The 14,035-nt window shown below is 47.7% G+C and carries 22 protein-coding genes; all 22 read right to left on the minus strand.

Annotated elements, in window-relative coordinates; genetic code table 11:
* Nucleotides 1-331: 331 nt before the first annotated feature.
* Nucleotides 332-976: a KinB-signaling pathway activation protein gene (locus ACFO4U_RS13525; protein ID WP_074035368.1), complete on the minus strand. Its 645-nt coding sequence runs from the start codon at nucleotides 974-976 to the stop codon at nucleotides 332-334.
* 11 nt (nucleotides 977-987) lie between these two features.
* On the minus strand, nucleotides 988-2,019 hold the full coding sequence (locus ACFO4U_RS13530; RefSeq protein ID WP_026824853.1) for a P-loop NTPase: 1,032 nt from the start codon (nucleotides 2,017-2,019) through the stop codon (nucleotides 988-990).
* A gap of 134 nt (nucleotides 2,020-2,153) precedes the next feature.
* Entirely contained in the window at nucleotides 2,154-2,546 is a 393-nt protein-coding gene (gene rpsI / locus ACFO4U_RS13535; RefSeq protein ID WP_012727644.1) for a 30S ribosomal protein S9, read from the minus strand.
* A 25-nt stretch (nucleotides 2,547-2,571) separates the two neighbouring features.
* Complete coding sequence (gene rplM / locus ACFO4U_RS13540; protein ID WP_012727645.1) at nucleotides 2,572-3,009, minus strand: 50S ribosomal protein L13; 438 nt, start codon at nucleotides 3,007-3,009, stop codon at nucleotides 2,572-2,574.
* Between the two features lie 143 nt (nucleotides 3,010-3,152).
* Nucleotides 3,153-3,893, minus strand: coding sequence for a tRNA pseudouridine(38-40) synthase TruA (gene truA, locus ACFO4U_RS13545; RefSeq protein WP_215244434.1), 741 nt, complete (start codon nucleotides 3,891-3,893; stop codon nucleotides 3,153-3,155).
* A complete protein-coding gene (locus ACFO4U_RS13550) occupies nucleotides 3,890-4,681 on the minus strand; it encodes an energy-coupling factor transporter transmembrane component T family protein (RefSeq protein ID WP_074035364.1) in 792 nt (263 codons plus the stop codon). Before ACFO4U_RS13550 ends, truA begins: the two co-directional genes overlap by 4 nt.
* A complete protein-coding gene (locus ACFO4U_RS13555; RefSeq protein ID WP_078147865.1) occupies nucleotides 4,678-5,556 on the minus strand; it encodes an energy-coupling factor transporter ATPase in 879 nt (292 codons plus the stop codon). Before ACFO4U_RS13555 ends, ACFO4U_RS13550 begins: the two co-directional genes overlap by 4 nt.
* A complete protein-coding gene (locus ACFO4U_RS13560; RefSeq protein WP_031421869.1) occupies nucleotides 5,532-6,368 on the minus strand; it encodes an energy-coupling factor transporter ATPase in 837 nt (278 codons plus the stop codon). The genes ACFO4U_RS13555 and ACFO4U_RS13560 overlap by 25 nt, the downstream gene beginning before the upstream one ends.
* A 69-nt stretch (nucleotides 6,369-6,437) precedes the next feature.
* Nucleotides 6,438-6,791, minus strand: a complete 354-nt coding sequence (rplQ, locus tag ACFO4U_RS13565; protein WP_012727650.1) for a 50S ribosomal protein L17 — start codon at nucleotides 6,789-6,791, stop codon at nucleotides 6,438-6,440.
* A gap of 24 nt (nucleotides 6,792-6,815) precedes the next feature.
* Entirely contained in the window at nucleotides 6,816-7,760 is a 945-nt protein-coding gene (locus ACFO4U_RS13570; protein WP_012727651.1) for a DNA-directed RNA polymerase subunit alpha, read from the minus strand.
* Between the two features lie 92 nt (nucleotides 7,761-7,852).
* On the minus strand, nucleotides 7,853-8,248 hold the full coding sequence (rpsK, locus tag ACFO4U_RS13575) for a 30S ribosomal protein S11 (RefSeq protein WP_012727652.1): 396 nt from the start codon (nucleotides 8,246-8,248) through the stop codon (nucleotides 7,853-7,855).
* A 16-nt stretch (nucleotides 8,249-8,264) separates the two neighbouring features.
* Nucleotides 8,265-8,630 (minus strand): 30S ribosomal protein S13, encoded by a 366-nt coding sequence (gene rpsM, locus ACFO4U_RS13580; protein ID WP_012727653.1) that lies wholly within the window; start codon nucleotides 8,628-8,630, stop codon nucleotides 8,265-8,267.
* 19 nt (nucleotides 8,631-8,649) lie between these two features.
* Nucleotides 8,650-8,763, minus strand: coding sequence for a 50S ribosomal protein L36 (gene rpmJ, locus ACFO4U_RS13585; RefSeq protein WP_003156543.1), 114 nt, complete (start codon nucleotides 8,761-8,763; stop codon nucleotides 8,650-8,652).
* A gap of 30 nt (nucleotides 8,764-8,793) precedes the next feature.
* Nucleotides 8,794-9,012, minus strand: a complete 219-nt coding sequence (gene infA / locus ACFO4U_RS13590) for a translation initiation factor IF-1 (protein ID WP_021066622.1) — start codon at nucleotides 9,010-9,012, stop codon at nucleotides 8,794-8,796.
* Nucleotides 9,013-9,117: 105 nt separating this feature from the next.
* On the minus strand, nucleotides 9,118-9,876 hold the full coding sequence (map, locus tag ACFO4U_RS13595; RefSeq protein ID WP_214738330.1) for a type I methionyl aminopeptidase: 759 nt from the start codon (nucleotides 9,874-9,876) through the stop codon (nucleotides 9,118-9,120).
* Complete coding sequence (locus ACFO4U_RS13600; RefSeq protein WP_012727656.1) at nucleotides 9,873-10,523, minus strand: adenylate kinase; 651 nt, start codon at nucleotides 10,521-10,523, stop codon at nucleotides 9,873-9,875. The genes map and ACFO4U_RS13600 overlap by 4 nt, the downstream gene beginning before the upstream one ends.
* A 79-nt stretch (nucleotides 10,524-10,602) precedes the next feature.
* The gene (secY, locus tag ACFO4U_RS13605; protein ID WP_012727657.1) at nucleotides 10,603-11,892 is read right to left on the minus strand and encodes a preprotein translocase subunit SecY; all 1,290 of its coding nucleotides are present in this window, start codon (nucleotides 11,890-11,892) and stop codon (nucleotides 10,603-10,605) included.
* Nucleotides 11,892-12,332, minus strand: a complete 441-nt coding sequence (rplO, locus tag ACFO4U_RS13610) for a 50S ribosomal protein L15 (protein ID WP_012727658.1) — start codon at nucleotides 12,330-12,332, stop codon at nucleotides 11,892-11,894. Before rplO ends, secY begins: the two co-directional genes overlap by 1 nt.
* Nucleotides 12,333-12,363: 31 nt before the next feature.
* A complete protein-coding gene (gene rpmD / locus ACFO4U_RS13615; protein WP_012727659.1) occupies nucleotides 12,364-12,549 on the minus strand; it encodes a 50S ribosomal protein L30 in 186 nt (61 codons plus the stop codon).
* A gap of 15 nt (nucleotides 12,550-12,564) precedes the next feature.
* Complete coding sequence (gene rpsE, locus ACFO4U_RS13620; protein WP_012727660.1) at nucleotides 12,565-13,065, minus strand: 30S ribosomal protein S5; 501 nt, start codon at nucleotides 13,063-13,065, stop codon at nucleotides 12,565-12,567.
* A gap of 20 nt (nucleotides 13,066-13,085) precedes the next feature.
* Nucleotides 13,086-13,448, minus strand: a complete 363-nt coding sequence (gene rplR, locus ACFO4U_RS13625; RefSeq protein ID WP_012727661.1) for a 50S ribosomal protein L18 — start codon at nucleotides 13,446-13,448, stop codon at nucleotides 13,086-13,088.
* 34 nt (nucleotides 13,449-13,482) lie between these two features.
* Nucleotides 13,483-14,022: a 50S ribosomal protein L6 gene (gene rplF, locus ACFO4U_RS13630; protein WP_012727662.1), complete on the minus strand. Its 540-nt coding sequence runs from the start codon at nucleotides 14,020-14,022 to the stop codon at nucleotides 13,483-13,485.
* Nucleotides 14,023-14,035 lie beyond the last annotated feature (13 nt).

The raw sequence follows: 14,035 nt of genomic DNA on the forward strand, positions 1-14,035 counted from the left end.
AATTGACGAAGCTTGCGCTTCATTCAAAAATTGTAAAACTTATTTTTGCCTCATCGTTCAGTTTTCAAAGACCAATCGTTGTCGTGTTAGCGACTTTTTAATAATAGCGATTTGAGTTATTAAAGTCAACCACTTTTTATTATTTTTTTCGCTTCCTGAAGTTTGTTTCGTGAACAACATCAGCGACGTTTATTAATATATCAGCATCCTAAAAAACCGTCAACTATTTTTCTAAAAAAACTTTAATTTTTCTTTGTTTTGTTGAAATGAATAAAAAATGGTTGGCGGATCACCCAAAACACTTCGGATTATCCACACAACCATTTACTTTTTACGATGATTTAGACGACATCTGTTTCTTCGTTTTTTTCTTTCTAACTTCGGGTGAAGCGACTTGAACCGCTTGTCCTGTCTGTTGAAAGCGATGAAGCATTAATACCTGATAAGCGTTCGCAAACACCAATGTGGCTAGTGCCGGCCAGAGCAATGGAATCTCGTCCGTTGTTTGCAGAGCTGGAATCCATTCAATTAACGTAATGACAGTCATTAAGAAAAGTGTCGGGATGAAAGCACTCCTATTTGTTTGTTTCGCCTTACTCGCAGCAACGACCCAAGCGACAATGAGTAACACAAGCATCTCACCGATATAACGCCACATGTGATCATTACCGAATGCGAGCATCCGTAAGTAGACGGCATCAAAAATCGCAAATGCGATTAGTAACACTTGAACGCGATTCCATAGACGTGGCCCTCTAAATAAATCGAGTCCGACCCGATGAATAATCAAATAGGCAAAGAAGCCCATCATGCTGATCCCCGTCCATGTACTCGAGTAACTAAGCGCCGTGACAATTGCCTCCCAGGACTGACTGACCAAATAACCCGGGTTCGCCAATAAATTCATCAGGAACCCGAACAACGTCCCGAATACGAGCGTTGTCCAAAACAAACGTAAAAAACCTTGTACTTTCATCTCTCACCGATTCACCCTTCTATTTGTTTAATGACTGCTTGCGCCAACTCATCATACGTATGCTCGAACGGATGTCCATCCCGATAGACAGAAGGTGCGAAGTCCTCTTCATTGTCGTACGGTTGGCCGAGCGGGATTTGAGCAAGTAGCTTACTCTTCAATGCTTCTGACAGCTTTTCTCCACCACCGTAACCGAATACGTATTCTTTTTCACCAGTTAGCTTACTTTCGAAATAAGCCATGTTTTCAATAATACCTAATAGTTTGTGGTTCGTTTTGATTGCCATCGCTCCGGCACGAGCCGCAACGAATGCTGCTGTCGCATGAGGTGTCGTGACAATCAATTCCTGACATGATGGGAGCATCGAATGGATATCGAGCGCGACATCCCCCGTTCCCGGCGGTAAGTCGAGCAAGAGATAGTCAAGATCGCCCCACTCGACGTCATTGAAGAAGTTATTTAACATCTTCCCGAGCATCGGTCCACGCCAGATGACCGGCGCATTGTCTTCAACGAAGAATCCCATTGAGATGACTTTTACGCCAAAACGCTCGACTGGAATGATCTTCTCGCCGCGAACAACCGGTCGTTCCTCAATACCAAGCATATCTGGAACACTGAAGCCGTAAATATCCGCATCGATCAAACCGACCTTTTTGCCCGCTCGCGCAAGCGCGACAGCCAAGTTGACGGATACTGTCGATTTTCCTACGCCACCCTTACCAGAAGCGATGGCGATAAACGTCGTCCCTGAGTTTTCACGGAGGATTGCCGGTTTCGTCGCCTCTTTCAAACTTTCATCATTCAATGCCTCAAAGCGAAGCCCGACCGTCTTAAAGCCTTTCCCCTTGAGCAACGTGACGATTTCTTGTTGTAACTGAAGCTGTTCCCCGCTCCCAGTTTGACCGAGTGCCACTTTTACACTGACATAGTCTTCTTTGATTCGGATGTCTTTTACCCCTGCTGTATCTCCAAGCGTTCGGTTGATCGTCGGATCAACAAGCCCCGCCAATTCCTCGCGTACTTGCTCTACTGTAAGCATATTGCTTCCCCCTTCTAACTGTTTCGATATCAGTATATCAAAAAAAGCGTTTTCTTGACGGGTTCGGAATCGACTATTTCAAACAAAAAACTCTCCACCCGAAAGGATGGAGAGTTCGAACCACATCGCGAAGATTAACGCTTCGAGAATTGTGGTGCGCGACGTGCTGCTTTAAGACCGTATTTTTTACGTTCTTTCATACGAGCGTCACGAGTTAAGAAGCCTTTTTCTTTGAGGCTTGGACGGAATTCTGGGTCCGCTTGAAGAAGCGCACGTGATACGCCGTGGCGAATTGCTCCAGCTTGTCCAGTGTATCCACCACCGTTAACGTTAACGATTACATCGTATTTACCTTCTGTTTCAGTCAATACGAGTGGTGATTTAGCCATCATGATCAAAGTCTCATGACCGAAGTATTCTGAGATATCGCGGCCATTTACAACAACTTTACCGTCACCTGCAACGAGGTGAACGCGAGCCACCGAGTGTTTGCGGCGGCCTGTTCCGTAGTAACGTACATCTGCCATCGTTTAGTTCCTCCCTGTGTCTCGATTAACCGCGAAGTTCGTAAACTTCTGGTTTTTGTGCTTCGTGCTTGTGTTCAGCTCCAGCGTAAACGTGGAGTTTGTTGAATTGTTGACGACCGAGTGATCCTTTTGGAAGCATCCCTTTGATCGCGAGTTCAAGCATACGCTCTGGACGTTTTGCGAGAAGCTCTTTTGCAGTTTGTGATTTCAAACCGCCTGGATGACCTGAATGACGGTAGTAGATCTTGTCATTCAATTTGTTACCAGTCAATTTGATTTTCTCAGCGTTGATGATGATGACGTGGTCTCCGCAATCAACGTGTGGTGTGAAAGTCGGCTTGTGCTTACCGCGAAGAAGTGAAGCTACTTCACTAGTCAAACGACCAAGTGTTTTGCCTTCTGCGTCGATAAGGAGCCATTTGCGTTCTACTTCAGATGCTTTAGCCATGAATGTTGTGCGCATGTGGAATACCTCCTAGAAATGTCTGTTCACTTAATTTTTTGATGCTTTATCATAATCCTAGTTTACGGGGCTAAGATTGTGGTTCATCTCTAAATTTGAAAATGAAATGCCAATGAATATAATACGATTTTATAAGGGGAATGTCAATCTACTTTTTCATAATTCACATTCCACAAATACAAACCGTGTGGGGGGGCGGTAATCCCCGCTACGCGGCGGTCCTTCGCCTCTAGCATTTGTGTGATCTCTGCGGGCTGATACTTGCCTCTCCCTACCTCGATGACCGTCCCTACCATGATGCGGACTTGGTTGTATAGAAAACCTGATCCAACGAAACGGAATATGATCTCGTCTCCCATTTCGAGCACTTCTGCTTCATAGATAGTACGGACCCGATCTTCGACTTCTGCCTTTGTCACAGAGAACGACGTAAAGTCGTGGGTCCCAATCAACCGCTCCATCGCTTGACGCATCGCCTCAAGGCTCAGCTTATACGTCACGGTCGCAGCATAGTGCCGACGAAACGGATCCTCGGTCTGACGGATATAATAGCGATACTCTTTTCGCTTCGCACCGTAACGTGCGTGGAACGTATCGTCTATTTCTTCCGCCTGTTTAACGAGGATATCGTCTGGTAGCATGGCGTTTAACGCTTTGACGAAGCGCTCAGCGGGCATCTCTAACGACGTGTCAAAGTGAATCACCTGTCCTAACGCATGGACGCGAGCGTCTGTACGACCTGAGGCGACGATTTTTACCGGATATCGATGCATACGTGCCAAGACAGATTCAATCTCCGCTTGAATGGTATTGCCATTCGGCTGCACTTGATATCCCGCATAATGTGTCCCATCATAGGCGACAATCAGTTTAATTCGTCTCATCCAATCCCTCTCAATCCAAACAAAATGAGCGTCAACGCGATAAAGATGAGTAATACGGCTGTGTCACGCATTTGCCATTCCATTTCACGCAACCTCGTCCGCCCTTCTCCTCCTCGGTAACCACGGGCTTCCATAGCCGTAGCGAGGTCCTCAGCACGCTTAAACGCGGAGATGAACAATGGAATCAAGAGCGGGATGACCCCTTTTAGGCGGGATTTCCAAGGTCCACTCATCAAATCGACCCCACGCGCCTGCTGGGCTTTCATGATCCGGTCCGTCTCGTCCGCAAGCGTCGGTAGGAAACGAAGTGAGATGGAGAGCATCAACGCAATCTCATGGGCCGGCACACGAATCCGTTCGAATGGTCGTAGCCCCGCTTCAATCGAATCGGTCAATTCCATCGGTGTCGTCGTTAACGTCACGAGTGTCGTCAACATGACGAGATAAAAGAAGCGAAGCGAGACAATCAGCCCCATTCGAATTCCTTCCGAATAAATCGCAATCGGTCCTAATTCGAATAGAAGTGTCCCGTCTCGATTGAATAACAGTTGTAAGATCAACGTGAAGACGATCAAAAATAAGATCATGCGAAGACCGTTCCATAAATAGCGCCACGATAACTGTGACAGTTTGACCGCAAACAACGTGAACGCGAGTAAAAATAAATTCGTCCATAAGTTGTCAGCTAAAAAAACAACTGGGATGAATCCTAAAATGAAGAGCGTCTTGGCACGCGCATCAAGGGAATGAAGCCACGAATGTCCGGGTATATATTGACCGATAATCATGTCGCTCCCCCTTTCAGCCGTTCCGCCACCCAATCCGCCAGCTCGCTCTCGGTTCGTACGAGCGGGATGGACGTTTCTCCAAGAACCGGTGCCATGTCACGAGCGAATCGTAAGACGTGCGGGATGTCGAGCTGGAGACGTCGCACCAGTACCTCGTCTTGGAACAATTCAAACGGGTCCCCATCAAACGCCACCTGACCACGCTCCATCACGATGACGCGCTCCGCATAGGCGAGTACATCATCCATGTCATGCGAGACAAGGATCAACGTAAGGTTCAACTCTTCTCGTAAACGTTTGAATAAGGCGAGCATGTCTCGTCTCCCAATTGGGTCGAGACCCGCTGTCGGTTCATCGACAATGAGCACATCAGGCCGGCTCGCTAAAACACCTGCAATCGCGACACGGCGCATCTGCCCTCCTGAAAGATCAAACGGCGAACGGTCCCATAACGTTTCATCCAAGCCGACGAGACGAAGGGCCTCGTGGGCTCGCTCTTTCGCTTCGGCATCTGTCGCGCCAAAGTTGCGCGGACCGAACATGACGTCGCGTTCGACCGTCTCTTCAAACAATTGGTGCTCTGGATATTGAAAGACGAGCCCAACGCGACGCCGAAGCGGCAAAAGATTCTGTTTCTTGTCACGGCGCGTCCGAATCGGGGTGACAATGATATCATCGACCACCACACGTCCGTCAGTCGGGCGCAATAAGCCGTTCATATGTTGAACGAGTGTCGATTTCCCTGAGCCAGTATGCCCAAGAAACGCAACAAGCGCTCCCGACGGAATGGTTACATTCACATCGCGCAGCGCGGTTCGTTCAAACGGAGTATTCATTTGGTATTGATATGTTACTTCTTCAATGCGTATCGGCATAGATGGTTCACCAACTCCGAATGTTGTAGCATCAGACGATCGAGTGGAATGCCACGTGCCTTCAGTTCGAGTTGCATCCGAACGATAAACGGGACATCTAGTTGAATGTCACGAAGCGTATCTGGATGTTGAAACACGTCTTCAGGTGTGCCGGTCATCGCAATCTTGCCTTTCGACAATGCAATGATACGGTCAGCAAACAACACTTCGTCGAGCTCGTGTGTAATGGCGACAACGGTCATCCCTTCCGAGACGAGCTGTCGTACCGTTTGTAATACCTCTTGTCGCCCAATCGGGTCGAGCATGGAGGTCGCTTCATCGAGCACGAGGACACGCGGGCGCATTGCGAGAGCCGCAGCTATCGCAACGCGCTGCTTTTGTCCACCGGATAACTGATGCGGTTCACGGTCCGCTAGTTCCGATAATCCAACGCGCGCTAGACTGTCATCAATTCGACGAACCATTTCTTGACGTGGAAGTCCCATGTTTTCGAGAGAAAATGCCACATCATCGCGCACGGTCGCCCCGACAAATTGATTGTCGGGATTTTGAAAGACGACCCCGATTCGCGTTCGAACGTCCCACACGTCTGCGGCGTTCGACGGATCGAGTGTCTCGACGCGAACTTCCCCCTGTTCAGGAATGAGAAGTCCGTTCCACAACTTCGTCAGTGTCGACTTGCCAGAACCATTATGGCCGACAATCGCAAGCCATTCCCCTTTATATACATCGAGCGATAGGCCGTTAAGCGCCGGCTCAGACTGTCCAGGGTAATGAAATACGACATCCCGTACCATAATTTGTGATTCCATGGGTCGACTCCTTTCTGATGTGGAAACAGGGCAATACGTCACCGCATGCCCTGTTGACTGCCTAATGAATTAGACGAGTTCGATGATTACAACTTCTGCACCATCACCGCGGCGTGGGCCGACTTTCATGATGCGCGTGTATCCACCTTGACGTTCAGCGTAGCGTGGTGCCACGTCTTCGAACAATTTTTGGATTGCGTCTTTTTCTCCAGCGTTCTCCTTGCGAACGAATGAAGCTACTTGACGACGGGCATGAAGATCGCCACGTTTCCCAAGAGTGATCAATTTTTCAACGACTGGGCGAAGTTCTTTCGCTTTTTGTTCAGTTGTTTGAATGCGCTCGTTGATGATTAGGTCAGTTGCAAGATCACGCAAAAGCGCCTTGCGTTGCGAGCTTGTACGGCCAAGTTTCGAATAAGCCATTACATTTCCCTCCTTCGGTTGAACTTAGTCTTCTTTACGCAAGCCCAAACCGAGTTCGTCCAACTTGTGTTGAACTTCTTCGAGTGATTTACGTCCGAGGTTACGAACTTTCATCATCTCTTCCTCTGATTTGTTTGCGAGTTCTTGAACAGTGTTGATGCCAGCGCGCTTCAAGCAGTTGTACGAACGAACTGAGAGATCGAGTTCTTCAATCGTCATTTCGAGTACTTTTTCTTTTTGGTCTTCTTCTTTCTCGACCATAATTTCTGCGTTGAGAGCCTCATCTGTCAAACCAACGAAGATGTTCAAGTGTTCAGTCAAAATTTTAGCCCCTAATGATACAGCTTCTTCCGGACGAATTGAACCATCTGTCCACACGTCTAACAAAAGCTTATCGAAGCTAGCGTCTTGACCTACACGTGTTTTATCTACTTCGTAGTTCACGCGTTGAATCGGTGTATAGATCGAATCGATTGGAATGACCCCAATCGGCATATCATCACGTTTGTTATCTTCTGCCTGGACGTAACCACGACCACGGCGAGCAGTCAAACGCATGCGAAGCGTCGCATTGTCAGCGAGAGTCGCGATGTGGAGCTCAGGATTCAAGATTTCAACGTCGCTATCATGGGTAATGTCTGCCGCAGTGACAGCACCGGCACTTGAAACGTTAATCTCAAGCGTTTTCTCTTCTTCCGAGTACACTTTGAGTGCCAACTTCTTGAGGTTGAGTACGATTTGAGTGACGTCTTCGACAACACCGTCAATCGTAGAGAACTCGTGAAGCACGCCATCGATTTGAACCGCTGTTACCGCTGCACCTGGGAGCGATGACAATAGAATTCGACGTAGTGAGTTACCGAGAGTAGTGCCATATCCACGTTCAAGCGGTTCTACTACGAATTTACCAAACGTAGCATCCTCGCTGATTTCGACCGTTTCGATCTTTGGTTTTTCAATCTCGATCATCTGAACCCCTCCTTGAGTATATCCTGCCGTGCAGTTTGAGCTGCTAAAGTATAAGCTGTCGTGCTAGGTAAACCCCTCACACGCTCAAGCGATTATACGCGGCGACGTTTCGGAGGGCGGCAACCGTTGTGCGGAACTGGAGTTACGTCACGGATTGCAGTAACTTCGAGACCAGTAGCTTGGAGCGCACGGATAGCCGCTTCACGTCCAGCACCAGGACCTTTAACGTTAACTTCTACTGTACGCATACCGTTGTCCATTGCAACTTTCGCTGCAGTTTCAGCAGCCATTTGCGCTGCGAACGGAGTCGATTTACGTGATCCTTTAAATCCAAGGTTACCAGAAGTAGCCCATGAGATCGCGTTACCTTGCGTATCAGTGATTGTGATAATTGTGTTGTTGAATGTAGAACGGATGTGTACCACACCGACTTCAACATGTTTTTTAACTTTACGTTTAGAACGTACGTTTTGCTTACGTTTCGCCATTGTTCAATTCCCTCCTTTACTTCTTCTTGTTCGCTACTGTACGGCGTGGGCCTTTACGAGTACGCGAGTTGTTCTTCGTGTTTTGACCGCGAACAGGGAGACTACGGCGATGACGGATACCGCGGTATGCGCCGATCTCGATCAAACGTTTGATGTTAAGTGAAACTTCACGACGAAGGTCACCTTCAACTTTGATTCCGTCAATTGCTTCACGGATACGGTTGAGTTCATCTTCAGTAAGGTCGCGTGTGCGTGTCTCTTCAGATACGTTAGCAGCCTTCAAAATTTCTTGTGCTTTTGTTTTACCAATACCATAGATGTATGTGAGCGAAATAACGATACGTTTTTCGCGTGGAATATCTACACCAGCAATACGTGCCATGTGTGCACCTCCTCTGAAATTAACCTTGTTTTTGTTTGTGTTTCGGGTTTTCGCAAATTACCATTACTTTACCCTTACGGCGAATAACTTTACATTTTTCGCAAATCGGTTTTACCGACGGTCTTACTTTCATGAGTATACCCTCCTCCTGGAAAAATCGGAGTTACTTATAACGGTACGTAATCCGCCCGCGAGTCAAGTCGTATGGAGACAACTCAACAGTTACGCGGTCACCTGGAAGGATCCGAATGTAGTGCATCCGAATTTTCCCTGAGACGTGCGCGAGCACCGTGTGGCCGTTTTCTAACTCCACTTTAAACATTGCGTTCGGAAGTGGTTCGACAACAGTGCCTTCCACTTCAATGACATCTTGTTTCGCCATCATTTATTCCCCTTTCTATATGAAAATCTTTAGGAGCACAGACGATCTATTGCCATCTACTGTGAGAGAAGGATCCAGAACGGATCAGTATGAAACAATAGAGCCTCATTCACCGGAATCGAGTTTCGTTAAAATCTCGTATCCATCGTCTGTGATGGCGATGGTGTGCTCAAAGTGGGCGCACATGCTACCGTCCACGGTGACAACTGTCCAGTTATCAGCCAGTGTTCGAACATAGCGTTGACCAGCATTAACCATTGGTTCAATGGCTAACGTCATCCCAGTCTTCAGGCGCGGCCCTTTCCCCGGTGGACCATAGTGTGGAATTTGCGGTTCTTCGTGCAAATTTTGTCCAACACCATGACCGACGTATTCGCGGACGACAGAAAAGTCATGTGATTCAACATATGCTTGAATCGCATGCGAAATATCTGTCAATCGCCCTCCAGCCTTGGCGTGCTCCAATCCTTTATACAGACTTTCTTCGGTTACGTCAAGTAGCCGCTGTGTCTCTTCTGTGATTGTTCCCACTGGATAAGTCCAAGCGGAATCTCCATGGTATCCATTAAAGTAGGCACCGATGTCGATTGAGATAATATCTCCATCTTTCAATACCCGTTTTCCTGGAATGCCATGAACAAGCTCTTCGTTCACCGAAGCGCAAACACTACCGGTAAAACCGTTATAGCCTTTGAACGATGGCGTCGCACCTTGGCTGCGAATGTAATCTTCCGCAATCCGGTCGAGCTCAAGCGTCGTGATTCCTGGTTTAATGTGCTGTTTGAGCACCTGGTGCGTTCGAGCAACAATTTGCCCAGCCTCACGCATAATCGCAATTTCACGAGGCGTCTTCGTGATGATCATTCAGTATCACCGAGTAATGCTTTGACATCGGCATATACGACATCGATTGGACGATCTCCATCCAATGTACGAAGATACCCTTTTTCAGCGTAAAAGTCAATGAGTGGTTTCGATTGCTCGATGTTGACGTCAAGGCGACGGCGAACCGTTTCCTCTTTATCGTCTTCACGTTGCATGAGAGCCGACCCATCCACATCACAGATGCCTTCCACTTTTGGTGGGTTGAAGATCACGTGATATGTCGCACCACACGTTGGGCAGATCCAACGACCTGTCAAGCGTGGGACGAGAATTTCCGCATCCACATCGATGTTGACGACGTGGTCAATCTGTTTCCCCAAATCTTTAAGCAAACTTTCGAGTGCCTCTGCTTGAGCAACAGTACGCGGGAATCCATCGAGTAAGAAACCTTTTTCTGTGTCATCTTGGCTAAGGCGTTCACGTACGATTCCGATTGTTACCTCGTCCGGTACGAGTTCACCTTTATCCATGAATGACTTGGCTTCTTTACCGAGTGGCGTTCCGCCTTTGATTGCCGCACGAAACATGTCGCCTGTCGAAATGTGAGGGATTTGGTACTCTTCTACGATTTTAGCCGCTTGAGTCCCTTTCCCAGCACCCGGTAAGCCCATGAGTACTAGATTCATCTCGGTTAGCCTCCAGTTTTGATTTTCACGAAGGGCTTGTAAACACGACAGGAAGGAAGGGTCAACCCTTCCTTCCGCTTTAACGGATAAAGCCTTTATAGTGTCGTTTTACAAGTTGACTTTCGATTTGTTTCATCGTTTCGAGGGCTACCCCGATGACGATCAACAAGCTCGTTCCTCCGATTTGAACGGAAGTTGGAAGACCGGCAAGCTTAATGAAGATTGTCGGCATGATCGCCACGAGCGATAAGAAGATCGCTCCGAAGAAAGTCAATCGATACAGCAACTTCGTGATGTACTGTTCTGTTTGCGCCCCAGGACGAATCCCAGGAATATAACCACCTTGCTTCTGCAGGTTTTCTGCCATTTGCTCAGGGTTGACCTGAATAAATGTATAGAAGTAGGCAAACGCAATGATTAACGCAACGTAAATCGACATTCCGATTGGCGCCGTCGTGTCAAAGTACGTCTGTAATTTTTGCGTTGTCTCCGGCGAAGCAATGAAGCTTGCAACAGTTGGTGGTGTTACCATGAAGGAAATCGCGAAGATAACCGGGATAACACCTGCTGCGTTTAGTTTGATTGGCAAGTGCGTTGACTGACCGCCCACTGGGGTACGGTTCGCCGTGCGTTTTGCATATTGGATTGGAATTTTGCGTGCCGCTTGTTGAACATAAATGATCCCAACCGTCACAGCCAAAATAACAAGTGCCAATACAACCAAGTAAACGATATTAATGAACAATGCATCTCCAGCGTTTTGGAGTTTTGTTTCATAAATCTGCGTGAAGATTCTTGGGAACCCGGCGACGATACCGGCGAAGATAATGATGGAAATACCATTCCCAACACCTTTCTCCGTTGTCATTTCACCAAGGAACATCAAGAACGCTGTACCCGCAGTGAGTACAATCGCGATCACAAAGTAAGTTGCCGTTCCCCACGTCTCATTGACGAGACCTGGGTAGAGGCGGTTAAATCCAAACGACAGTGAAGTCGCTTGGACAAAGCCTAAGATGATCGTCCCATAGCGCGTGACCGTCGCTAACTTTTTACGGCCCGCCTCTCCTTGTTTAGCCCATTCGGCAAACTTTGGAACGACGTCCATTTGTAAAAGTTGCACAACGATCGATGCCGTAATGTACGGCATGATCCCCATTGCGAACAAGGAGAAGTTCTGTAAAGCATTTCCTCCAAACAAGTTCAAGAAGTCAAGAAGACCTCCTGAGTCAAAACGCAACACATCCGTATTCACCATCGGCACCGGGATATGAGCCCCGATGCGGAAAATGATGATGATTGCGAGTGTGAAGAGAATACGCTGTCGAATATCTTTCACGCGCCACATATTGGAGATCGTCTGAAACATCAGATCACCTCAACTGTACCGCCAGCTGCTTCGATTGCTTCTTTCGCTGCACCCGAGAACTTGTTGGCTTTTACAGTCAATTTAGTTTCAAGCTTGCCGTTAGCAAGGACCTTGATTCCGTCTTTAGCAGAGCTGACAACACCAGTCTCGATTAAGAGTTCTGGAGTAACTTCAGTACCTGCTTCGAAACGGTTAAGCGTGTCTAGGGAAACAACCGCGTACTCTTTACGAGTTGGGTTGTTGAAACCGCGTTTTGGAAGACGACGGTAAAGTGGGTTTTGTCCACCTTCAAATCCTGGACGAACGCCACCGCCCGAACGAGCTTTTTGACCTTTGTGTCCACGACCAGAAGTTTTACCGTTACCAGTCGCCATACCGCGACCGACACGGTTACGTTCGTGACGTGAACCTGGAGTTGGCTTCAATTCATGGAGTTTCATAGTGGCACCTCCTTATTTATTAAAATCTTTATTATTCGTTGATTTCTTTTACAGTCACAAGGTGCGACACTTTATTGATCATACCGCGCATCGCGACGTTGTCTGGGACAACGACCGTTTGATGCATTTTGCGAAGACCGAGTGTACGTACAGTAACACGCTGACCTTCCGGACGACCAATTGTGCTGCGTGTGAGGGTGATTGCGAGTTTCGCCATGTCTAGTTCCCTCCCTTAGTTAAGAAGTTCTTCTACGCTTTTACCACGTAGTTTAGCAACTTCCTCTGCTTTTTTGAGCTCAGTCAAGCCCTGTACCGTCGCACGGACGATGTTGATCGGTGTGTTTGAACCTAACGATTTCGAAAGGATGTCACCTACACCTGCAAGTTCGAGCACCGCACGAACTGGACCACCAGCGATAACCCCAGTACCTTCAGAAGCTGGTTTCATGAATACACGACCTGCTCCGAATACTCCTGTGATTTCGTGTGGAATTGTTGTACCAACCATAGGTACTTGTACCATGTTTTTCTTAGCGGCTTCAATAGCCTTGCGAATCGCTTCTGGCACCTCTTGTGCCTTACCTGTACCGAAACCGACGTGACCATTTTTGTCACCTACGACTACGAGAGCAGCAAAACGGAAGCGGCGGCCACCTTTTACGACTTTCGCGACGCGGTTTACGGTAACAACGCGTTCTTCAAGTTGTTCCATGTTAACGTCTAACTGGCGCATCGAGTGTCCCCTCCTTTTTATTAGAATTTAAGACCTGCTTCACGAGCTGCTTCTGCAACAGCTTTGACGCGGCCATGATAGAGGTATCCACCACGGTCGAACACAACTGTGTCGATACCTTTCTCGAGTGCACGTTCTGCAGCAAGTTTACCAACAGCTTTCGCTGCTTCAACGTTACCGCCATTTGTAAGATCGAGAGCTTTATCTTTCGAAGATGCAGACACAAGCGTTGTTTGTGCCGCGTCATCGATAAGTTGAACGTAAATGTGCTTGCTCGAACGGAATACGTTCAAACGTGGACGAGCTGCTGTCCCCGTGATCGTACGACGTACGCGAGCATGACGTTTTTTACGAACTGCATTTTTATCTGCCTTTGTGATCATTTATGCCACTCCTTTCCGTTCATTTCGTGACGAATTACTTACCAGTCTTACCTTCTTTACGGCGAATACGTTCATCAGAGTAACGAACACCTTTACCTTTGTAAGGTTCTGGAGCACGGTACGAGCGGATTTGAGCAGCAACGTGACCGACGCGCTCTTTGTTAATCCCTTTTACGATGATTTGCGTGTTTGAAGGAACTTCGATTTCGATACCTTCCTCAGCAACGTACTCGATTGGGTGCGAGTAGCCGAGGTTGAGGACGAGTTTGTTACCTTGCTTCGTAGCACGGTAACCAACCCCCGAGATCTCAAGTGTTTTTTGGAATCCGTTCGACACACCTTGTACCATGTTGGCAATAAGGGCACGTGTCGTACCGTGAATTGTACGGCTTTCTTTCGATTCGTCTGGACGAACAACCGTCAATTCGTTCTCTTCAACTTTGATTTCCAATGCCGGGTTAGCTGAAAGCGAAAGTTCACCTTTAGCACCTTTTACTGTGACCGTGTTGTCATTAGCAACTGTTACAGTAACGCCAGCAGGAATCGTAACTGGTTTTTTACCAATACGTGACATTGATTACACCTCC

The organism is Exiguobacterium profundum (assembly GCF_042652865.1).
GTDB lineage: Bacteria > Bacillota > Bacilli > Exiguobacteriales > Exiguobacteriaceae > Exiguobacterium > Exiguobacterium profundum.